This is a genomic window from Dyadobacter sp. UC 10 (genome assembly GCF_008369915.1).
Classification (GTDB): Bacteria; Bacteroidota; Bacteroidia; order Cytophagales; family Spirosomataceae; genus Dyadobacter.
The window spans coordinates 2,107,174-2,130,086 of sequence record NZ_VSRN01000001.1; the positions used below are offsets into that span (position 1 = coordinate 2,107,174).

Here is a 22,913-nt window from a genome sequence, read left to right on the forward strand (position 1 = left end):
AAAAATAAAGAAAAAAAGAGGTTGAAAGGAAAAACGTCCATTTCAGCCTCTGATTGCACTTTTTACATTAGAACAGTCTCACACCAAAGCTCAGCATTCTTACCGAAGGACCGCGGTTTTCGACGTACAGGTTATTCAGGTCGTAGTTAATAAATAAATCAGGAAATTTCCGGATCCCTATTTCTGCCGCAAAACCATATCGCAAATCTTCAATGTAAAAGTTCTTACGCACATGGTCAACATCTTTGCTACCCTGAACCCGCACCTTGGTGTAGCTTCCCAGTTTGTAACCTCCATAGACGCCGGCACTCAGGTATGAAATAAATGAATGCGAAAAGCTGACTGTCGGCATAAGAGATAAGTTCACATAAGGCACCACCAGCTTACTCTTCTTGAATTCCACCTCTTCGTTATTTTCGATAACTGGTAAAAACTCTACGTAACCAATGTTCTTCACAACCGTGTTATTATTGTCAAACATCAGATTGTACCAGGAAAAATCTGCTCCAAAGTCAAGGTGAAACCCTACGTTTTTACCTCGTGCTAATGTAGCGCTGGCCACATATCCTAGACTGACAAACCGTGATCCAAATGGCCTCAGTTCGTAGTCAGATTTATTGTATCCCGGCGTTGCTTCGTTCGTGCCATAAGCATTCAGTCCAAATGCCACATTAAAACCCTTTCTGGGGCTTGAATTACGGCTCGATCGGTAAAAACGCCGTCCGGTACGACGGTATGTTGAGTCATTGACAATCACATCGTCTCCATCTCTCACCTCTACGCCCTTGCCATCAATGCTGACCCGCGTGTCTCCGTCTTTGACGTGTATCCCTCTCAAACCGATTCTTACATAATCCTTTTCTTCATTTCCGGATTGATCTTTCAGATAATCGTTCCCATTAAACTCTTCCCTCAAGTAAGTCGTATCTGCGCTGGTGCTATCCAGTCTGATTTTCAAATCTTTCAAAAGGGCATTTAAATCATATTTCATGATCTTGTCCAGCTCCTTTCGATTTTCTCCATAGATGATCAGCCGCGTTTTATCTCCGAAAGTGACAATAATCGAATCTTTTTCACTGGTAGTTATATCATTGGCTTTCAATTGTTTGATACTAAAAACAATGCACAAAAGAAGCAGTATTGGCGAGGCAAATATTTTACTTTTCATGGCTGAATAGATTACAATTTTGTTCTGTCTTTGGGGTTTTGATTCTCTGATACTTTGTCATCTTTACTGCGTAGCCGGTCATCTACTCTTGCAACCAGCGTTTTTGGATTAAAACCTACTTCTTCCCAATCCACTCTCTCACCAGCCCTCGCATTTTTTAACTGGCGGAATACTCTTGAGAATCGTGAAGTTTTAGGTTTATCATCCGTTTCATTGAATTCTGATTCAACTGCAACAACTATGGTACGCGCTGGTTCTGCTTCCGGTTTAATAGTTTCAGTAACAGGGTGTTCTGGATTATGCTCCGAAACCTCCGGCATTTGGGAAACTTCCGCCAGCGCGTTTTGAGAGACAATTGCTACCGGTTTTTCAATTATCTCTACCAAAATCCTATCGTCCTTAACAGATTGCTCAGTTTTGACTTTCTTGCTTTGTTGAGGATACTTTGTCACATTATCAGTCAGGAGCGACCCTTTTTGGATATTCCTCCGAGACAAAGTGTCAATGCTCTCTGAAATGCTTTCGGTTTCAATGCTTTTTGCAGGCGGCTCTGCTGCTTCTACCTTTGCGATTACCTTGTTTGGAATTGGAGCGTCCAAACCAGACTGACTATTTTTCCAGACCAGATATCCTCCAAACAATCCCACAACCAAACTCGCGGCAGCATACCAGATCCACCCAAGGCTCCGGTGTTTTGGCTTGTTCTCTGCCTGTATTCTCAGCCACGCATTTTCGGAAGGCTTTTTTTCCAGGTCGCCCAGCTTTCGTTTGAAAAGATCATCAACAGGATGCTTTTTCATAGTTCACTTTTTTTTTAAAATCATTTTCCCACTCAGAAACCATTCTCTGTAACAACGCGCGCGCCCGATGTAATTGCGATTTGGATGTACTTTCAGTGATTCCCAACATTTCTGCAATTTCAATATGCGCGTAACCTTCAATCGCATACAAGTTGAAAACCGTTCTGTATCCTGTCGGTAAACGCTCTATTAATTCCAGCAACTCTTGTGTATCCAGATTCTGATCAGCCTGTGCGTAATCGGGTATATTGTTTGCCTCGTCAGACAAATTGTCCTCCAATATTCGCTTTTGTTTCCTCAAATGTCCCAGCGATTCGTTAACCATGATCCGGCGGATCCAACCTTCAAAACTTCCATCGCTGTTAAACTGATCGATTTTGGAAAACACCTTCAAAAAACCTTCAATCATCACATCTTCCGCCACCATTTCATCACATATATAGCGGAAGCATAAACCCAGCATGCGAGTGCTGTATTTATCGTAAACCTGTCGCTGCGCCTTAGGATCTTCCTTCTTAAGGGCTTTGACGAGTTGTGCTTCCTGGCTAAATAGTGCTAAAATTCTCCCCATTTTAACTGATGGTTTCAATAGCAAGATGCTCATTCCTCTCGACGAGGTTGCACGTACTGAGAAGTTTTTTGTAGATTTCTATAAAAAATAATCAGTCAGCTTCTTTTAGCTTTGGGGTATTGATCCAGACATTGATTTTATTATGCTCGACTCTTCTGCACCGATTGGGATTTTTGACAGTGGTATCGGTGGTATGACCGTCGCAAGTGCCGTTACGCGACTTTTACCATTGGAAAACACAATTTATTTCGGAGATACCGCTCACCTTCCTTACGGTGATAAATCCACGGCGGCTATTCAGGCATATTCTATCAAGATCTGCAATATGCTTTTGCAGCAAAATTGTAAGCTGATATTAATTGCCTGTAACTCTGCCTCAGCAGCAGCTTATGAATTAGTTCGCGAATATGTAGGCAGCAAGGCCAAAGTTTTGAATGTGATAGATCCTGTTGTCGACTACATTAAGGAGCATTATGACGGAAAAACGATCGGATTGATCGGGACAAAGCAGACGGTTTCATCCAATGTTTACAAAAAGAAGGTTGATGCTATCGGTAAAAACATCTATCTAAAATCGCTGGCCACTCCATTACTCGCGCCGATGATAGAGGAAGGTTTTTTCGATAATAATATCAGTGAAAGCATTGTATCAAGCTATCTTTCAGATCCTACACTTTCCGGCATCGAGGCGCTTATTCTGGGATGCACGCATTATCCGCTTATTAAAAAGCAAATCGACAAGTTTTATGAGGAGCAGATCGAAATTCTGGATACGTCTGAAATTGTCGCACATTCTCTCCGCGCCTGGCTGGAACAGCATTATCTGGTCAACGAAAAAGGAAATGGAAACCGACAGTTTTATGTTTCGGATTATACTTTATCTTTTGAACAATCCACCAGCATATTCTTCGGCCGCCAGATTCAGCTGGAACATTATCCGCTTTGGGAATAGTATCAGTAAATGAGCTTTACCGGCCCCAAAAGCCCGGAAGGCATCGGCTCCCATGTACTCGCGTCAAACTTTTTATAGGTGATATCAACGATGTTGATATCCAGGAACTTCTTCCATTCCGGTTGCTGCTTATCCCGCAAACGCATATAGTTGGCTGACAAGTTGGTTATTTCAATTTCGAGCACATTATCTTTCGGTTTCAGCGATCCCGCGTTCAGATTAATCCTAAATGGAATGCACCAGGCAGTACCTTTGTCCTGTCCGTTGATGGTCACTCTGGCCGTTTCCCGTACATCTCCAAGATCCAAAACAACAGATTTGTTTTTGGGCAAATCGGCCGGCGTATCAAACCTGATCGTGTACCGCGCTGTTCCTGAAAAGTATTTAGCGGAATCAGGCAGCGTCGTCCATGAATCCAGACGTTCCATTTTAGCATTAGCTGGTTTGGAGGGCCGCCCCTTTAGGAAAGTCAGCTCCCATGTTCCAGTTATCTCTGCGCTATGAGAAAGATCTGAAATTTCCGGCGAAGCACCTGTTTTTGCTCCGGATTCAAGAAAGCAGGATTGACCGGGAAGTAATTGTAAATAGACCTGTTGTATATCTCCTGATTGTCGAAATGGTAAAAGAGACTTTGCTCCAAGTGGGTCGATTCTGGTAAATGCTCCGGCTGTACCCAGTTTTAGCCAACCTTTTTTGAATTTGTTAGATAGATTGGTCACGAAATATAGGGTGCGACCGTCGTCGGTTTTTTTACGGATAAATGTCAGCCCCTTTTGAGCAAGTTCTTCCGGGTACACATTGATATTAGCCAATGCTTTCTCAAAATCGGCAGATATCTGGACATGCTTCATTTGAGAAATCGTAGCAGCCTCTTTTTGAAATGCTGCCTGATTCGAAGCGTGATCAGCAAACCCGGTTACAGTCTTCGGCATATTTTCCTCAAAAATTATGCGAACTCCCGCCGCTGCAATGCGTTTCAATTCTCTCAGCGTTTCCAAAGGAATATAGGTGCTGGACGGGATCAGGATTGTTTTATAAGTCGCGTCGGCAGAAGTTATCAGATTATTGCCTTTGACGGTGAGTTGGCGAAGTTGTAAATCAGATACGAAGTCAAAGCTATACCCGGCATTCCATAGTTTTTGAGTTAATTTTCCAAAAGGCAGGTCAAGCAACCAGCGATCAACGTGATGTACCTCCAGTAAATGGATATTGCCCGACGATTTCGCTTTTGTAGCCCATAGATCGTGAATCGGAAAATAAACCAGAATATCATTGTCCGGCTTACTGTTTTGCAGGCGTTCCTGGCAAAATGTTACATACTTATTAAGTAAGGGAAATTCCTTCGCGAAATGCGAAGTAGGCCCGAAATGCGTAGACGCGTAAAACAACCAGCCAGGATAGGGCGCATTGGTGGGTGAATAATTAGTCCCGTGATAAAAAATGTGATTGATCCCCGAAGCGAACAATTCATCAACCTGTGGCTTAATCTGCGAAAGCGATACTTTGAAATGATTTGCCAGCCAGGTACCTGTCTCGGAGCTGACCAATTTCTTTCCATTTAAATGAGCTGCCGAAGAGGCAAATTTCATCGCTAGTGGATTCGGCGTGCCAAATTGATCAATGGAATAATCAGGGTCAACTCTGAGACCGGGAATATCAAACCTGCTGGTACCAAATGATTCCGTCTCCGGAATAGTTGCAGTAGCGTACAGGTCTAGCAGGTTACCTGGTGAACCGTGCGCTTGGTAGCGGGTTAAAAAGCCTTCTTTTTTGCTCCATTCTGTCCACGGCTTTGCATATCTTTCAAGCAATAGTTCGGCAAGCGTCTGGTGATAGTCTATTCTGATCAGTTCGTTTTCAGAATTTTGTGTTGAATCCGACAATACGTCTAACTTTTCAAGGATGTCATATCTTCTTCGTTTCTTAAATTCCTCAGGAAAATCATCAGTCCAATTTGCTCCATAGGCCTCATAGGAATCCATATACATCGACCTCGGCAGTTCTGCAATTTCATTGAAAGCGGAGTCAAACCTAGACAGGTATTGGGGCATCGCTTTGTAATGGAAAGGATCCAGTACAAAGCCCTCGCCTCCTGGCGCAGCCCGCTTGACTTTCTGACCTGTGAGACTAATGTCAGCTTTTCCATTTTTGACCTTCATTGTTTTGGCGGCCAAAGCTTGCGAAACATTTGGTCCGCCAAAAGGCCAGCCGGTACCGGTCGTCAGATCTACACCTATCCTGAGTCGCTTACCCTCTTTCACCGTGAATTGCATCATATCCAGCCATTGCGAAGACAGAAATGGTATTGCCTCCTTTTCCAATCCCTTGACGCCATATATCGGAATGATATGTACGCCGCCGATCCCGGAGGTTTTGAAAAATTGCAACTGCGCGGAGATATCCTCCTTTTTGACAGTACTACTCATCCACCACCAATAAGTCCAAGGCTTTGCAGTAGATATTGGCTGCGCCTGAATGTTCAGACTTGTTAGTATAATCAAAAGGATGAATAGCTTCTTCATAGACAAGTTTTTGATTAAAGACGTACAATACATTTTCTACACTACCAGCCGCAAGATTTTTATTTGCGCATAAAAAAAGCGAAACCAAAATGATTTCGCTCGATATAGATTTAAAACAAATTATCCTTGATAAGCCTGCTTTACACGAGAAATAACAAATTGTCTTTCGTCGCGTGCCCGCTTACTGTTTCTGTACCATAGGTATCCGATCACGCCTACCAAAAGGTACGGCATCACAAAAAGGTACATAATACCTGTATTCAATCCCACGCCCACATTATTTCTTCCATTCCCCATTGAGCTTTCAACAGAGCCGCGGCACATTGCGCATTGCGCCCAGGTATCCGTTCCAAGTATGACAAACAGGATAATAAGACCTGATATAACTATTAACTTTCTCATGTGTAATAAGGACTAATCATTAAGTAAACAACCACTCCACTGATGCTGACGTACAACCAAATCGGCATGGCCCATTTAACTGCTTTCCTATGCTGGACTATTTGATTGGTATACCCAAAATAAACTGCGCGCAATACAAACCAAACGACTACAATCGATAATAAGATATGTGAAATCAGAAGAAAGTAATATACCGGCCTCACAAACCCCTGACCGCCAAATGGTGTCGATTCATTTGAAATATGGTATAATATATAACAGACCAGAAATACCGAGCCTAACAGGAATGCTCCTGTCATCGATCTTCTGTGCCCGGTAATATCTTTTTTCTTAATGAAATAATAGCCCGTCAGTAACAGAATTGCAGTTAATGAGTTGATTACGCCGATAACATGCGGTAATACTTTGGTCCAGGCGCCGAGCTCGATCTTCTGACGTATTCCCAGTAAAGCCGCCACAGCAACCGGCACAACCACCGCCAAAATGTTGATAATACGTTCGTATTTTGGTTTTTTTTCAATTAATAAAGTTGCCATTCTAATCTGTCGTTTCTCCTTCGTAGGAAAGAATCTTTATTTCCGCCATTAGCCTCTCCGTTTCCTTTGGATCCGTTAATTGATAATGCCCTCTCACAAAACCTTTGCTATCTACTAAGACGCAGGCCGAAGAATTTGTCACTGCATTTTTCAAACCTAGTTCTTGCTTGAAAAATTGAGCAATCCCATCTTCCGGTGCTGCCTTGATCTCCCAGTTCGCCATATCCAGTTCAGGCATACTGGCCTTCTGCTTACCTAAATCAGAAGTAAGGGTTAGCAAATGCAAATCTTGTAGCTCGCTTCCTAAGGCTGCTATTCTTTGCAACTGACTAAATCCGAGCTTGCAACTATCCCTGCAATCAACTGGCAGGTAGCTAACCACTGTCCATTTTCCGGTAAAAAAATAACCGGCCACTGTATTCTGCTTCTCAGATAGCCTATGAAAAACAGTGTCGGAATTTTGCATTACCACCTTCCCATTTTCGTCCAGTTCCGGATTGAAATAGGGCAGGTCATAATGGTTTCTTGCGAAGAGCTGCAAAAACAAAAAAATCAAAGCCGGAATTACTAATGTGCCTATCAGTAATCCGGCTTTGGGAAAGTTCTTCATTTTTATTAACTAAAAATCGCTTCGAAAATGGCATTTCCTTCAAGTAGAAGCGCCAGTATTAACCAGGCCACAAAAATTACCGGGACCAAAATAGACCAGATAAGCGACTTGGTTTCGTGTTTTAAGTGCATGAACTCGCCCACAATGTAAAATGCTTTCACAATGGTCATCACGATGAAAATTGAAACTTTCAAAACCCCGTGAGGAACCATAAAGGCGATCACGAATTCAAGTGCAGTTAATATCAACAGGATCCAGAATGTCTTCATGATCGCTTTACGCTGCTCTGCACCAGCGTTAGGATCCTGATTGTGAATATGATGTGCGTCTGCCATTTCTTTTAAAGAATATTAGAAGTTAAAAACTAAACCAGATAGAAGAAGGTAAATACAAACACCCAAACCAAATCCACAAAGTGCCAGTAGAGACCTACTTTTTCGACCATCTCATAGCTTCCTCTTTTATCGTAAAAACCGGTAGCAGCTCGGAAGAATATTAATATGTTCAGGATAACACCACTAAAAACGTGCGTACCGTGAAAACCTGTAATGAAAAAGAAGAAATCGGCAAAGGCTGGCGGACCGTACTGATTCTCAGTCAGATTAGCTCCAAAAATTGTTTTCTCGATCCATTCACCGTTCTCCATTACTTTCATAACGCTTCCTGTGTCGGTTCCGTGGATAAAGTGGGACCATTCCCAAGCCTGGCAGCCCAGAAATGTAAATCCACCCAGGATTGTCCAAAGCATGTATTTCTCCACATTCGCTCTATCCATACGGTGACCGGCTTCCACTGCAAGTACCATTGTAACACTACTTGCGATCAGAATGAAAGTCATAATTCCTACGAAAACCAGCGGCAAGGAAATTCCGTGCAAAAAAGGAACCGCCTCATATACCCTTTCAGGTACTGGCCAATATAGGTTTGAAAAGGTGAAATTTTCCCTATCTCCGGTAAAAGCAGGAAAACTGAACCGGGCTGTACCGTACGCCACCAATAGGGCGGAGAAAGTAAAAGTATCGGAGATGAGGAAGAACCACATCATTAGTTTTCCGTAACTCGCTTTCATGGGCTCTATTCCCCCCAACCACATTTTGGGTTCCACAGCACCAGGTGTTGTTACATTTGCAGCCATTGGTAAAAGTTATTATTAATTAAAAGTCAATAAAAATACAAAAAGGTAAATCCAGAGGATATCTAAAAAATGCCAGTAGGTTGCACAAATCTGAATCCTTCTCAAATTCTTTTTGTGAACCCTTGATTTAAATGCCGCAGAAAGTGAAAGCACCAAAACAATCAGGCCTGTAATAATGTGAAAACCGTGCAAACCGGTAAACACGTAAAAAAAAGAACCAGACGGGTTTCCCACGAAATAAACATTCATGTCAACCAGCATTTTCCATCCTTCAAACTGCATCCAAAGGAAGAGCAGGCCTAGTACAAAAGTAATAGAAATTGCTATTTTCAATTGTTTGAACTGATCTTTTTTTGCCGCAAAATAAGCCCATTGCATGGCGATACTGCTCATTACCAAGACGCCTGTACTGTACCAAAAGATCTTTGGCATTTGGAACTCAAGCCAATTTCCCTCTGCTCTGCGAACAAGATACGCACTTGTCTGAGAAGCAAAAAGCATGATGATCGTTACAAGGAACAACCACAGGATGAACTTGATGGGGTCCATCGCCAGCGTGGCCTGTGGCTCTTTTTCTAGTTTATATTGCTGAACGTTTTCCATTTCTCTACAATAATTTCAGTTTCACAATTTATCCAACAAAAACGCGATCTGAACGATCGGCAGATATATAAATGATCCAAACATTAGCTGCTTTGCTGTCTTGTCTGTGCATGTCCGCATCAAATGGAATGTTTGAGCAAGAAAAAGCACCCCAAAAATAGTTGCAATAAATGCAGAATTGATACCAGTCATTCCCAGTTCGTAAGGCAGCCAACCGATTGGCAATAGGAACAATGTATAAATCATGATCTGCAAAGTAGTGTCGGAATCCTTCAAACCATTGGCGGGCAATAGCTTGAAACCTGCACGCTTGTAGTCCTCATCAAGCACCCAGGCAATCGCCCAAAAGTGTGGAAACTGCCAGAAGAACTGTATCGCGAACAGAATCCCAGGTTCCAGTCCGAAATGATTAGTCGCCGCAACCCAGCCGATCATCGGAGGAAATGCCCCTGGGAATGCGCCTACAAATACTGCTATCGGACCAACCCGCTTCAATGGTGTATAAACGAAGCCGTATAATACCAGCGAAAGCAGCGCTATCAAACCCGTAGTCAGGTTGAAGAAAAAGACAAAAACCAGGAATGATACTACTCCCAAAAACAAAGCCCAAACAGCTGCCTGTTCAACGGTAATCCTACCGCTTGGCAAAGGCCTTCCTGCCGTACGCTTCATCAGTTTATCAAAGTCTTTTTCAAGGATTTGATTGATGATATTCGCTGCTCCAGTGATTCCTATTGATGCAATTACGAACAAAATCAAATCACCTGCCCTTACATCCCTTGATCCGAGACAGTAGCCCATTGCGCCAGAAAACGCGATCAGCGATGCCAACCGAAATTTTAACAACTCGAACAAAACGCCCAGCCTCTCCCTTAACTTTTCAATTCCACCAGCGCTTTCTTGTAATGATGTCATTTTAAAAAAATTTACCTTAAAACCTGTCCTCCTAACTCAGGAGAGTCTTATATCGCAAATAGGTATTTCCATTTACCACCAGCCAGCTCATAAACTGCAATCCAATCAGCAGTATCGCCAAAGTCAAATGCATCGGCTGTGCCCAGGCCGGGACACTCAGATAAGCCATCACTAGTCCTGTTACTAATTCGAGTGCCAGTATCAACGCGCAGGCGACTGCTAGCTTGGCACCAAAAGATTTCTTTGCTTCCACTTTCAAAATCCTCCGCAGCCAAATCAAATTGACTGCCAGTACAATTATTGAAAATGATCTGTGAATATAGAATCTCAAACCCAACTCTGAAATCCACTCAGCACGTGCACTGTAACCAAGTCGCACAATCACTTCGTCAATAGCCTCTCTTACCTGGGTACCAAGCAAAATCTGGAATAAGGACAGCCCCATTACCGTGATTCCCAAAGTGTTCAAAGCACGCTGGTTATCGCGATCCATTCTGAATTTGCCCTCGACATAACCAGACCAGGTTAGCAGATATAGCAAAACGAAAACAATAATGATCGCAAAAAGCATGTGCAGTGTAACCACCACCGGCTTCAATTCAAATGAAACCACTTTCGCCCCAAGCCAACCTTGAAATCCTACCAGGATAAAGGCTGCGAGGCTCAAATAAAAAATCTGCTTATTTCCCGATTTCAAAAAGGGCAGGGAAGCAAGCAGAGTCAGAAAAATCATTATCCCGGTAAATGCTCCCAGAAGCCTGTTTACATATTCAATCCAGGTTTTTGTAGCGTTAAACTCTACCTCTCCTTTCAATTTAGCCCCGTAAATCTCCTTATAATCAGGAGGTAGTTGCGAAGCCTCTGTCGGCGGAATCCATCTCCCGAAGCACCTGGGCCAGTCCGGACAACCCATGCCAGCTCCCGTACTCCTCACTACACCACCCGCTATGATCAGAAAATAAAGTGTAATGACAGTATTTAAGGCCAACCGCCGAAAACGACGGTTGGCCTTAGAATCAATGTGATGATTTGAACTGGTCATTAAAATTTTGAGACTCTATTGCTTTTTCCAGAGAGATCAGCTCATTTTCATGAGGGAAATTCGATTCAAGCGTTTGAGAATATGGAATGTTCTGAGGAATGAAATCCTCCTTAGCACCAGGTTTGCTGTAGTCATAAGACCAACGATACACTGCTGGTATCTCACCTTCCCAGTTTCCGTGACCCGGAACAATCGGTGCAGTCCACTCCAAAGTATTTGAACGCCATGGATTTTGAGGCGATCTTTTTCCTTTGAAAATACTGTAAAAGAAATTCCAAAGGAAAATGAACTGAGCAAGGAACGAAAGTATCGCAGCAATAGATATAAACATGTTCATATCCATGTACTTATGCGTGAAGTCGTAGCTGGTAAACTGATAGTAACGACGCGGGAAGCCAGCTATACCCACATAGTGCATTGGAATAAACACCATGTATATACCTATGAAAGTCAACCAGAAGTGGATTTGGCCCAAAGTCGTGTTCATCATTCTTCCAAACATCTTAGGGAACCAGTGATAAACGCCTGCAAAAAGTCCAAAAGCCGAAGCAGCACCCATTACCAGGTGAAAATGCGCCACTACAAAGTAAGTGTCGTGCAACTGGATATCCAGCGCGCTATTACCCAGAATGATACCTGTTAAACCGCCCGATACGAAGAGAGAAACAAGACCGATCGAGAATAGCATACCGGGTGTGAAAATGATATTCCCTTTCCACAACGTTGTAATGTAATTGAAGCCCTTAACAGCCGAAGGAACCGCGATGATCAGCGTAAGGAACATGAATACCGATCCGAGGAATGGATTCATACCTGTTACGAACATGTGGTGTGCCCAAACGATGAAGGCGAGAAACGCAATACCGAGCATGGAAGCGATCATCGCCCTGTAACCAAATATCGGCTTGCGTGCGTTAGTTGCAATTACTTCAGAAGTAATTCCCAGACCAGGAAGCAGTACAATATATACTTCGGGGTGCCCGAGGAACCAGAATAAGTGCTGAAACAAAATCGGGCTGCCACCTACATTTGGAAGCGCCTCACCGTTGATATAAATATCAGAAAGATAAAAGCTTGTTCCGAAGTGACGGTCGAAAATCAGAAGCAATACAGATGACAACAGAACCGGGAACGAAATCAGCCCCAGAACGGCCGTGATCAGGAAAGACCAGATCGTAAGCGGCAATTTGTCGAAAGACATCCCCCTGGTACGCAGGTTAATTACTGTTGTAATATAATTGATCCCTCCTAGAAGTTGAGACACAATGAAAAATGCCATACTTGCTAACCAGAGCGTCATACCCATTCCCGATCCCGGATGGGCCTGAGGTAGCGCGCTCAAAGGCGGGTAAATAACCCAGCCACCAGCCGCCGGTCCTGATTGCAGGAAAAGCGAAGCAAACATGATCACACTGGCCAGGAAAAAGAACCAGTAAGAAAGCATGTTCATAAAACCCGATGCCATATCTCTGGCACCGATCTGCAAGGGAATCAGGAAATTACTAAACGTACCACTTAGCCCGGCAGTCAATACAAAGAACACCATGATGGTTCCATGCATTGTAACTAATGCCAGATAGAAGTTAGGATCCAGCTTTCCTGAATCGCTAATCCAACCGCCTAACACTGGTTTAAGCCAAGATAAGTTAGAATCGGGTAAGCCAAGCTGGATACGGAATATCACAGACATTGTAATACCAATTACTGCCCAAAGGATACCAGTAATTAAATATTGCTTCGCTATGACCTTATGGTCTTCGCAAAATATATACTTCTGCCAAAAGTTTTGTGCTTCATGGTGGTGTTCATGCTCCTCTGAGTGATGGTGAGCTGTTTCCAATCCTTCAATAGCTGACATATACTTTTAATGTATTTAAATTAGTAATTAGCGTAGACTAGTGCTTGCCCCAACTCCACCTCCCGAGGTGCTGTCAGCAGGTGCCGCTGCTTCCGCAGGCACATACTTCATAGCTTTTGCTTTTAGATTTTCAGGAACCTTCGCAAGATATTCGGGATAAGTTTGCAGGAACGTAGACTGTTCTGCACACCATTTTTTGTAAGATGCTTCGTCCTCAACCACCAGGCGCATTTTCATAGAAAAATGTCCTTGTCCGCAAATCTCCGTACATGCAATTTCGTAGTCAAACTTCGGATTGCCGGTTTCAGCACGCATATCTGCCGTTGTTTTATCCGCAACGAACCAAAATTTGGTAGGCATCCCCGGAACCGCATCCATCTTTACTCTCATATGAGGAATAAATACGCTGTGCAAAACATCACGTGCGCGGATTTTTAACAACACAGGTCTGTTCACAGGAATGTGCATTTCACTTGGATTTGTAAAGTCATCAAATGAGTTTTCGTCCGACAAGTCTATTCCAACTTCGTTTTGCGCATCAATCAGTTTGAAGTTATAGTTCCCAAGTTTGTTATCACTAACACCTGAATACCGTGCTATCCAGTTGAATTGCTTCCCGGTAATCTCGATTACCTCCGCATCTCTTGGCGCATCAGAAGTAATATCTGACCACGCTTTCCAACCAGTAAATACCAATAATGCCATCACAACGGCTGGTACAATAGTCCAAATTAATTCAAGTCTGTGATTTTCAGGGTAGAAAGTGGCGCGGTGATTTCTCTTATGCTGATATTTCCATGCGAAATAAAATATAAGAAAATTAACCAGGATAAATGGGATGGTCAGGATTCCCATAGAGAACCAAAACAGGTCGTCGGTACGTCGTCCGTGAATAGATGACGCTTCGGGAAGGAAAAACTCACGAGCGTGAAGGTAAGACCAGGTAATTGAGATTGCGCCGAATATAAGTATTACAATAAACAGCGCCCCATTTACTTTATTTCCTGAAGTATCAACTTCTGTCGAATCTGTCTTATTAATACCCTTGATGACATTTTGCAGTCTGGCGATGACTACACCGACAAGAACAACAAATACAAGAGCAACTAACGCGATAATGATATACATGATAATAGACTGGTTTTGCAATTAGGCAATATCGTGATGCAGTGATTCCTCCAACATGGGGTGATTTCTCGGGATCAAATTCGCCTTTTCTAATTGAGATGCTATTGAGTAGGCAAATGCACATAGAAACAAGAGAAAGAATCCCCATTCCAACGCTCCAAGTTCTGCTCCCGCTCCAACCGCGCCGGGCATAACATTAGTGTAAAAATCTATATAGTGACCAATAATAACGCTCCAGCATGCCACCTTCAAAATTGAGTGGGTGTATTTTGCGTCACGGGTCATCAAAACAAGGAATGGAAAAAAGAAATTCAGGAACAATGAAATGAAGAATGGCGCTTTATAAAATCCACCGTGACCTCTGAAACGCTCAATGAAATAAATCGTTTCCTCGGGAAGGTTAGCGTAGTAAATCAATAAGAATTGAGCAAACCATACGTAAGTCCAAAAAATACTGAAAGCAAAAACGAACTTACCGAGATCCCTTAGATGGCTAGAGTTAACAGCCCTTAAATATCCCCGTTCTCTCAACATTACCACCGTTAAGGTAATGACCGCCAGTCCAGCTACATGCCAGCTTGCCAATGTGTACCAGCCAAACATTGTGCTAAACCAGTGCGTGTCAATCGACATTACGAAATCCCAGGCAGAAGTCGATGAAGTTACGCCGAATACAACCAGAAATGCTGTACCAAAGCGGATGGATTTTTCATAAAATTCAGTCCCGCCAATTTCGTCTTCTTTTAGCGATAAATTTCGGATTACCTTCCACAACCAGTACCAGACGCCAAAATATATAACGAGTCTGGCAACAAAGAAAGGTGTATTCAGGTAGCCTCTTTTACCAGCAATGATCTTATCATATTCTGGTCCTCCAACCTCATACAAACCCTCATGTGTCCAGTGAAAAAGATCATGTCCGCCGAAAAAGAATGTAAGCAGCATTACCACACCAGTAACAGGTAAAAATGCTGGCATGGCCTCAGGAATTCTTTTAAAAACCGTCGCCCAGCCCGCCTGTGCCAGATAGTTGTAAGAAATGAAGAACATTCCTACCACCGACATTCCAGTAAAATACACACCATTCACCCAAAGATTAGCCCAGATCCTTGCTACCCAGCTTTTAGCGTGATGTCCGGCTTCCGCAGTTGCAGCAGCAGCTTCATGACCAGAAGCGCCATGCTCACCGGCAGCGTGACCTACTGCCGCAGCAGCATGTTCGGCTCCATGAGCAGCTGCCTCATGACCGCCGCCAGTAGCTGCCAGGTAGGCCCCTAAAGCTATTAGGGCCAATCCTACACCACCGCCTATAAGTAAATTCCTTTTAGCTTCCGATGTAAATTCAAACCGTTCTTCAATAGAAGGAATCGAATGTGCTGATGCCATTATTTATTTTTATTTCTCCGTTATCAAAAATATATTACGCCCCTTTCTGCAGCTTTTGCACGTAGTGCACTATTTTCCAGCGTTCCGCAGGGTCGATTTGCGAACCATGAGGCCACATACGAGCTTTACCATAGGTAATTACATGGAAAATATGACCTTCATTCAAATTCTTATATGCGTCACTGGCATAATTAGGGATACCCTTATACATCGTCCCAACCTTACCGTCACCAGCGCCGGTAGCACCATGGCAATGCTGGCAATATCTTTCGTATAGGATCTTCCCTTCCGCCAGCGAAACCTCATTTAATGGAATTGGATTTTTCAAAACCTTCTCTGCGATCGCGATACTGTCGGCAGGAATATTATATACCATTAAATCCACCTTCGCAGAATCTGCCTCACCGAATGAAGTTTGATAGTTTCTCCTTGCTACAGTACCTGCAACCGGTAGTCGCATTGTTAATCCCATTGGATTAATCGGATTCGCTTTTTCCTGCTTATACGGTTCGTATCCTACTGGCAGGTACATATTCGGTGCATATTCCTTTCCTGGATCACTGGGATCTTTCTTGCACCCCGAGGCCACTATCAAAACGATAGCACTGATCAACATACCCTTATGTAAACTCTTGAATTTCATCGTCTCAAACTTCATTAAAATTGCTTGATGTTGACTTCCTCAGCACCACTGTCTTTCAAAGCTCTTGATATCTCATCCACGCTCATTGAATTTCTTCCTAAATCAATGGCCATCACAAACTTGTTATCTGTTGAGCGTACATCAAACCGGGGATGAAAGTGGGTACCTGGTCCCAGGCCATTCGAAATGAAGAATGTAATTACCATTCCGAAAGCTGTAAAAAGTACTGTGAGCTCAAATGTGATAGGAATATATGCAGGCAAAGAAATTGGGTCCTTTCCACCAATGATCATTGGCCAGTCTATTCCCATTGTCCAGATCATCAAGGTTAACGCTACGCAGCAACCTGTCACACCGAACATAAATGCTGCAATTCCAATCCTGGTTCTGGGGTGCCCCAATGCTTCATCCATGCCATGGATCGGGAACGGAGAATAAACCTCTTTAATCTTCACGCCAGCTTTTCTAAGTCTGGGAACTGCATGAAGCACAGTATCGTCATCGTCATAAACTCCAACCAAATATTTACCAGATAATTCTGCCATACTATTACTAATTATTAAATATCAGATATCCCTATTGCTTGTCCTTATCATATGCCGGCTCAGCTGTTCCGCGTTGTCTGACTTTCGCTACTCCCGCAATTTTTGCCGGAAGCTGTGCTGATGTAGAGCGCAATACTGCTTTTACTTCAGCCATATTCACAACAGGCAAATATTTGGAGAATAAAAGAAACAATGTAAAGAACAAACCGAAAGAGAAAATGTAATCGCCAATGTCATAACGGGTCGGAGAGAACATTGCCCAGCTTGAAGGGATGTAGTCACGGTGAAGAGAGGTCACAATGATTACAAAACGCTCAAACCACATACCGATGTTAACGACAACAGAAATGAAGAATGTGAAGGTGATGCTGCGACGCAGTTTTCTAGACCAGAAAAGCTGAGGAGAAATAACGTTGCAAGTCATCATTGCCCAATATGCCCACCAGTAAGGACCGGTCATACGGTTGAAGAAAGCGTAATATTCATATTCAACTCCTCCGTACCACGCAATGAAGAATTCCGTGATATAAGCAACACCCACAACCGAACCAGTCAATGTGATGACTTTGTTCATCGTTTCAATGTGCTCTAAGGTAATGTAGTCTTCCAGCTTATAAACAACTCTGGTAATAAGCATCAGGTTTTGAACCATCGCAAATCCTGAGAAAATCGCTCCTGCTACGAAGTATGGAGGAAAAATCGTTGTATGCCATCCGGGGATTACAGAAGTCGCAAAGTCCATACTTACAATTGTATGTACCGAAAGTACAAGCGGCGTAGAAAGACCAGCCAGGATTAAGCTGATATATTCATAACGTGCCCAGGTCTTCGCTGATCCATCCCAGCCCATCGCAAACGTTCCATACATAAACCGGGAAATTTTGCTGGTTGCCCGGTCACGGATTGTTGCAAGATCAGGTATCAGACCAATATACCAGAATACCAGAGATACTGAGAAATAAGTACTGATCGCAAAAACGTCCCAAACAAGTGGTGAGTTGAAGTTAACCCAAAGAGAACCGAAAGCATTTGGAAGCGGCAGCGCCCAGTAGGCCATCCATGGACGGCCCATGTGCATAAGGATAAATGAAGCCGCACAAATTACCGCAAAGATGGTCATCGCTTCTGCTGCACGGTTGATCGATGTTCTCCACTTTTGACGGAATAGCAAAAGAATTGCTGAGATAAGCGTTCCGGCGTGACCGATACCTACCCACCAAACGAAGTTCGTGATATCCCATGCCCAGCCAACCGTTTTATTCAGCCCCCAAACCCCAAGGCCTTCCCACCAGGTCCAGGCAAGGCAGACAGTACCATACGCCAAAACCAAAAGAGAGATACCGAAAGCAATCTTCCACTCTTTCGTGGGAGCGCCTTCAACATGCCGACATATATCTTCCGTTACGTCTGCGTACGTTTTCCCACCTTGAATCAGCGGTTCTCTTACAGGTGAAGTAACATGCATACTACTATCTATTTATAATGATTTAAACTTCAATTTATAACTTCTTGATTACGCGTGCTCTTTTGCCTCTGCTGGTTTAGCTGCTACATCTTTGTTTCTAACCTTGGTCAGATAAGATAGTTGCGGGCGAACGTTGATTTCTTCCAGCATATGGAATGCCCTTCCTTCGCGCTCTTCTTCCAATATCTTCGAGATTCGGCTTTCAGGATCGTTCATATCGCCGAAAGTAATGGCACCAGTTGAACATGCAGAAGCACAAGCAACATTTACCTCCCCATCAACAATCCTTCTTCTCTCCTTCTTGGCTGTCAATTTCGCTTCCTGTATTCTATGTACACACATCGAGCACTTCTCAATAACACCCCGCGAGCGAACAGTCACATCTGGATTGATGACCATTTTACCCAGATCATTGTTGAAATTGTAATCGAAGTTGTCGTTATCAAAATATTTAAACCAGTTAAAGCGACGAACTTTATAGGGGCAGTTATTTGCACAATATCTCGTTCCAACACACCGGTTGTAGGTCATTTGGTTAAGACCCTCAGAACTATGAGTAGTAGCCAGAACCGGGCATACTGTCTCGCAAGGCGCATTGTTGCAATGCTGACATAGCATCGGCTGAAAAGTCACTTCCGGGTTTTCGGAAGCAATCTCCAATCCTCTCAAATCTTCTGCATCCGCGTCGCTGCTGTAATATCTGTCGATACGAAGCCAGTGCATTTCGCGGCTGTTGATGATTTCCTGGCGACCAACGACCGGAATATTGTTTTCAGCCTGGCAGCTGACAACACAGGATCCGCAACCAAAACATGTATTAAGGTCGATGACCATCCCCCATGAGTGGTTCTTATATTTATGTCCGTTCCAAAGCGAAAGATCGGTTGCATCAACAGTACCTTCCGAAGTAGGTATTTTTGGAATGAAACGACCAGCTTGTGGGTCTTTCTGGAAATGCGAAAGAACTGTTTCCTGAAGAACCGATTTACGGTTCATTACAGTATTGTGAGTTTGTGTTTGAGCAATCTCGCGGGTGTCACCCGTTTTTGAAATTGTAACCTCGCCCGGTAAGAATGATAAGAAACCGCCGACCGAAGATGCAAACGGATAAACGTTTTTCCCCACACCATTTGCAGACTTACCTGCTTTCTCACGACCAAATCCGATTGCGATGGAAACCGTGTTATGTGCTTGTCCTGGTTGTATAATAACCGGAACTTCGACAGCCTTTCCTTTACTTTCTACTTTAACTACGTCTCCCTGAATAAGTCCCAGCTCGGTAGCCGTCTTTTGGGAAATACAAGCATGATTGTCCCAGCATGCCTTTGTTACAGGTTCTGGCAATTCTTGAAGCCATGGATTGTTAGCGGTTGCACCGTTTCCTATTCCAACGTTTTCAAACAGAACCAGCTCAATTCCCGAGGAAGACGCTTTATATGTTTTTGCGATGCTAGCACTCGCAGCGTTGATATCCCCTGAGAATGTAGCGCCTGATGCAGTCGCATTTGAAGCAGCTTCAAACACTCCGTCGTGAAGCGATTTTACCCAGAAAGTTTCAAAATCACCTCCTGTGCCCTGGGTAAAAATATTCTTTCTCCAATACGATTTAACGTACTCGTGATAGTCAGATGGCTGCCCGGCCCATTTCAACAGACTTTCCTGAGCTTGACGAGTACTGAATATGAGACTAATAGCCGGTTGCCCCAGGCTGAAAGATCCTGCAATAGGCTCCGCATCGCTCCATGATTCAAGGTAATGAGGCGCAGGGCAGATATATTTCATCAGAGATGATGTCTCGTCGGGGCGATCATTAAAGGAAACACTTAACTGTACCTTCGGCAACGCCGCTGCCAATTCTGCTCCACGAGGGTGATCATAAACCGGATTCGCACCCAGCAATATAACCGCTGCAACTTTGCCGCCTTTCACGTCATCAATGAACTGATTCATTACAACGTCATTGCCTTGACGGTAATTAACAGGCTTATCAAGATTGATAGTTGTGCCGTAGCTGCCCAATAAGCTGTTCAATGCATTTACCACAACCTGAACAGCAGGATCGTTAACTGCACTTACTACCAGCGCCTGACCTTTTGCAGCAACCAAATCGTTTGCTGCCTTGTCAAGATTTGGCACCTCAATGGAAGGAGCAGATATAGCAGCACCGCCTAACTTGGCTGCAACCTTCTTGTACAATGAACTTACAACGAGGCCTAACTGAGATGGCTTAACAGCAGACCGGTAATCAGCATTTGAACCAGTGACAGAAAGCCCTGATTCGAATTGGTAGTGGCGGGACATTTCTTTTTTGCCCTCTTTACCGCTTCCCAATGATCTCGTTTCTGCAAATTGTTTTGAATAAGTATCCGGAGCTACCCAGGTCCCCAGGAAATCAGCGTCTATACTGACAACTACTTTTGCTTTACTAAAATCGTAGGAAGGGAATACCGCTTTCCCGAAAGAAATCTCATTTCCCTTTAAAATGGCTGAAGACGAATTTGCATCATAAACAACGTGAGTCGTTGTCGGATATTTACTTGTAAAATCTGCGATTACAGACTTCGTAGAAGGGCTCAGGATAGTTTGCGATACGATCCGGATCGCTCCTCCATTGCTTGCAACCTGCGCTAATTGCTGGGCAATCTCTTTATCAACGGCCTCCCAGCTTACCTTTGTATCTTCGCCCTTTTTAGGGCCTCTTAACTTTTCATTGTCATATAATCCAAGCAGAGATGCCTGAACCCTCGCACTAGTACCTGAAGAAATTTTCGATAGTGAATTCCCCTCGATCTTCACCGGCCTTCCCTCCCGCGTTTTTACCAGAATACTGGCATAATCTCCATTTTCAGCGTAAGTCGACGCATACCAGTTGGCTATGGTCGGAAATTCACCTTCCGGCTTATTTATATATGGGATAGCTTTTTTAACAGGAGCCTCGCAAGCTGCAAGTGAAACTGCCGCCATCCCGAAACCAAGAACTTTTAGAAAATCCCGACGATGCGAACCTGCCCCGTCGATTAAACTTTCATATTGGCTTTCAATCGGAGCAGAACCAAATTCAGAAGCAGCGTCTTTTACAAACTTCTCGTCATTCCGTAGCTCTTCTAATCCCCGCCAATATCTCTTATTAGTATTTTCCATAAAACTATTCAATACAAATGCGTTGTATTCTGGTATTAATTTCTCTTGATTAATAGTGGCATTTAGAACATTCCAAACCACCTATATCAGCTACCTTCAAAGCTTCCTTGCTTTCAGAAGCATGTAACTGCACCAGCTTGTCATAATACTGATTGTCCTTTGTATTGACTTCCGTTTTGCGGTGGCAATCGATACACCAACCCATTGTTAAAGACGAACGCTGTTGAATAACTTCCATTTTCTCCACTTCGCCGTGGCAGGTCTGACACTCCAGACCGCCCACATTTACGTGCTGGGCGTGATTAAAGTAAGCCAGATCAGGCAGGTTATGAACCCTTACCCATTCAATAGGCTGGTTATTTTCAATTGAAGTGTAGATTTTTTGAATTTCAGGAGATTCCTTCTTGATAACTCCGTGGCAGTTCATACATATGTTCGCAGAAGGAATATGCGCAGACTTTCCACGGTTAACACCCGTGTGGCAATAATTACAATCAATTTTGTATTCCCCTGCGTGCAATTTATGAGAGAAGGAGATTGGCTGTTTCGGTGCGTAACCCTGTTGAACACCAACATTGTAAGCTCCATCCAATGTGGCTTTCAAAACAAGCAGAACAAAAATCCAAAGCGTTGCGGACCTGATAGCAGGATCCAATGAAATGCGTTTCAGTGAATTGCCAAGACTTGTCATAAAGTCCGGCTTTGCAGTGGTTTCCGTTTCGCCACTCACTGCTTTTGACAGGAGCGATACTATTACAAGCAAAACACCTAAAACGAGTATCATCACTACCACCAACGCCCCCAAAACAATTACAAACAGATCAGAAGGACCTTCACCTTTGGACTCACCGCCCGCTGCGGTTGCTCCACCGGCACCAGCGGCGGCAGCAGGCGCCGCAGTGGAAGCCTGATCTACATAAGCAAAAATTCCTTTGATATCATCGTCGGACAAGTTTGGGAAACTTGTCATTTGCGCTTTTGAATACTCGTTGTAGATTTTCACAGCGTAAGGATCGCCGGAAGCAATTACGGCCTGCGAGTTACGTACCCACTTCGCAAGCCAGGCAAAATCGTGCCGGCCGCTTACACCCTTTAACCCTGGGCCAACCACTCTTTCATCTGTCACAGCGTGACATTGCGCACAGTTATTTTTGAAAAGTGTTTCACCTTTTGCAGCGTCACCTCCGCCCGCCGGGGCGGCTGCGGTAGCTGTACTATCCTGAGCAAACGCCAGATTTTGTACGTTTAGAAGCAGTGCGACCGCAATTGTGAAAAAGATTCTTGAGTAACTAAAGTAGGAACAAATTCGAGCGTTCTTACGGAATGATATATTCATAATCAACTATTCATTATTCTTCAACAGACAAAACTAGCTTACGATTTTTTATCCACAAAAGTATTTAAGCGATATTTTGAACCACCTTCTTATTTATAATTTGTCTAATTTGCTTAGCGCTTTTAGTTGAAATTCATTTATCGTTCACCACTGAT

Annotated in this window: 21 protein-coding genes; 1 reads left to right on the forward strand and 20 read right to left on the reverse strand. The window is 43.6% G+C overall.

The genetic code is table 11. The features are described 5' to 3' along the window. Nucleotides 1-67: 67 nt before the first annotated feature. The 3 genes from FXO21_RS08480 to FXO21_RS08490 are packed head-to-tail and all read right to left on the reverse strand — an operon-like array spanning nt 68 to nt 2,539. A complete protein-coding gene (locus FXO21_RS08480) occupies nt 68-1,168 on the reverse strand; it encodes a hypothetical protein (protein WP_149639682.1) in 1,101 nt (366 codons plus the stop codon). Between the two features lie 11 nt (nt 1,169-1,179). Further along, nucleotides 1,180-1,968, reverse strand: coding sequence for a hypothetical protein (locus FXO21_RS08485; RefSeq protein WP_149639683.1), 789 nt, complete (start codon nt 1,966-1,968; stop codon nt 1,180-1,182). After that, entirely contained in the window at nt 1,949-2,539 is a 591-nt protein-coding gene (locus tag FXO21_RS08490; RefSeq protein ID WP_149639684.1) for an RNA polymerase sigma factor, read from the reverse strand. The genes FXO21_RS08485 and FXO21_RS08490 overlap by 20 nt, the downstream gene beginning before the upstream one ends. Before the next feature lie 142 nt (nt 2,540-2,681). Between FXO21_RS08490 and murI the strand changes: the two genes are divergently transcribed. After that, nucleotides 2,682-3,491: a glutamate racemase gene (murI, locus tag FXO21_RS08495; RefSeq protein ID WP_149639685.1), complete on the forward strand. Its 810-nt coding sequence runs from the start codon at nt 2,682-2,684 to the stop codon at nt 3,489-3,491. 2 nt (nt 3,492-3,493) lie between these two features. Here the strand turns inward: murI and FXO21_RS08500 are convergent, their stop codons facing one another. The 17 genes from FXO21_RS08500 to FXO21_RS08580 all read right to left on the reverse strand — a co-directional run bounded on the left by FXO21_RS08500 (nt 3,494) and on the right by FXO21_RS08580 (nt 22,758). Next, nucleotides 3,494-6,013, reverse strand: a complete 2,520-nt coding sequence (locus tag FXO21_RS08500; RefSeq protein WP_149639686.1) for a glycosyl hydrolase — start codon at nt 6,011-6,013, stop codon at nt 3,494-3,496. A 120-nt stretch (nt 6,014-6,133) separates the two neighbouring features. Next, the gene (locus tag FXO21_RS08505; protein ID WP_149639687.1) at nt 6,134-6,415 is read right to left on the reverse strand and encodes a hypothetical protein; all 282 of its coding nucleotides are present in this window, start codon (nt 6,413-6,415) and stop codon (nt 6,134-6,136) included. Further along, the gene (locus FXO21_RS08510) at nt 6,412-6,951 is read right to left on the reverse strand and encodes a DUF420 domain-containing protein (protein ID WP_149639688.1); all 540 of its coding nucleotides are present in this window, start codon (nt 6,949-6,951) and stop codon (nt 6,412-6,414) included. The genes FXO21_RS08505 and FXO21_RS08510 overlap by 4 nt, the downstream gene beginning before the upstream one ends. A gap of 1 nt (nt 6,952) precedes the next feature. Next, entirely contained in the window at nt 6,953-7,561 is a 609-nt protein-coding gene (locus FXO21_RS08515; protein ID WP_149639689.1) for a hypothetical protein, read from the reverse strand. Between the two features lie 5 nt (nt 7,562-7,566). Continuing rightward, entirely contained in the window at nt 7,567-7,896 is a 330-nt protein-coding gene (locus tag FXO21_RS08520; RefSeq protein ID WP_149639690.1) for a cytochrome C oxidase subunit IV family protein, read from the reverse strand. 29 nt (nt 7,897-7,925) lie between these two features. Then, complete coding sequence (locus FXO21_RS08525) at nt 7,926-8,696, reverse strand: cytochrome c oxidase subunit 3 (protein ID WP_149639691.1); 771 nt, start codon at nt 8,694-8,696, stop codon at nt 7,926-7,928. A 15-nt stretch (nt 8,697-8,711) separates the two neighbouring features. Beyond that, nucleotides 8,712-9,299, reverse strand: coding sequence for a cytochrome c oxidase subunit 3 (locus tag FXO21_RS08530; RefSeq protein WP_149639692.1), 588 nt, complete (start codon nt 9,297-9,299; stop codon nt 8,712-8,714). Nucleotides 9,300-9,320: 21 nt separating this feature from the next. Continuing rightward, nucleotides 9,321-10,214 (reverse strand): heme o synthase, encoded by an 894-nt coding sequence (cyoE, locus tag FXO21_RS08535; RefSeq protein WP_225865617.1) that lies wholly within the window; start codon nt 10,212-10,214, stop codon nt 9,321-9,323. Between the two features lie 31 nt (nt 10,215-10,245). Beyond that, nucleotides 10,246-11,202 (reverse strand): COX15/CtaA family protein, encoded by a 957-nt coding sequence (locus FXO21_RS08540; protein WP_310586895.1) that lies wholly within the window; start codon nt 11,200-11,202, stop codon nt 10,246-10,248. Nucleotides 11,203-11,230: 28 nt separating this feature from the next. Continuing rightward, a complete protein-coding gene (locus FXO21_RS08545; RefSeq protein WP_149639694.1) occupies nt 11,231-13,114 on the reverse strand; it encodes a cytochrome c oxidase subunit I in 1,884 nt (627 codons plus the stop codon). A 27-nt stretch (nt 13,115-13,141) separates the two neighbouring features. Continuing rightward, nucleotides 13,142-14,242: a cytochrome c oxidase subunit II gene (locus FXO21_RS08550; RefSeq protein ID WP_149639695.1), complete on the reverse strand. Its 1,101-nt coding sequence runs from the start codon at nt 14,240-14,242 to the stop codon at nt 13,142-13,144. Between the two features lie 21 nt (nt 14,243-14,263). Continuing rightward, nucleotides 14,264-15,628 (reverse strand): quinol:cytochrome C oxidoreductase, encoded by a 1,365-nt coding sequence (locus tag FXO21_RS08555; RefSeq protein ID WP_149639696.1) that lies wholly within the window; start codon nt 15,626-15,628, stop codon nt 14,264-14,266. Nucleotides 15,629-15,662: 34 nt separating this feature from the next. Beyond that, nucleotides 15,663-16,286, reverse strand: a complete 624-nt coding sequence (locus tag FXO21_RS08560) for a c-type cytochrome (protein ID WP_149639697.1) — start codon at nt 16,284-16,286, stop codon at nt 15,663-15,665. Next, nucleotides 16,286-16,816 carry a DUF3341 domain-containing protein gene (locus FXO21_RS08565; RefSeq protein WP_149639698.1) on the reverse strand — a complete coding sequence of 177 codons (531 nt, stop codon included), beginning with the start codon at nt 16,814-16,816 and terminating at the stop codon, nt 16,286-16,288. Before FXO21_RS08565 ends, FXO21_RS08560 begins: the two co-directional genes overlap by 1 nt. Before the next feature lie 31 nt (nt 16,817-16,847). Then, entirely contained in the window at nt 16,848-18,281 is a 1,434-nt protein-coding gene (nrfD, locus tag FXO21_RS08570) for an NrfD/PsrC family molybdoenzyme membrane anchor subunit (protein WP_149639699.1), read from the reverse strand. A gap of 48 nt (nt 18,282-18,329) precedes the next feature. Further along, nucleotides 18,330-21,422 (reverse strand): TAT-variant-translocated molybdopterin oxidoreductase, encoded by a 3,093-nt coding sequence (locus FXO21_RS08575; RefSeq protein WP_149639700.1) that lies wholly within the window; start codon nt 21,420-21,422, stop codon nt 18,330-18,332. A gap of 49 nt (nt 21,423-21,471) precedes the next feature. After that, nucleotides 21,472-22,758 carry a c-type cytochrome gene (locus tag FXO21_RS08580; RefSeq protein ID WP_149639701.1) on the reverse strand — a complete coding sequence of 429 codons (1,287 nt, stop codon included), beginning with the start codon at nt 22,756-22,758 and terminating at the stop codon, nt 21,472-21,474. Between the last annotated feature and the right edge of the window lie 155 nt (nt 22,759-22,913).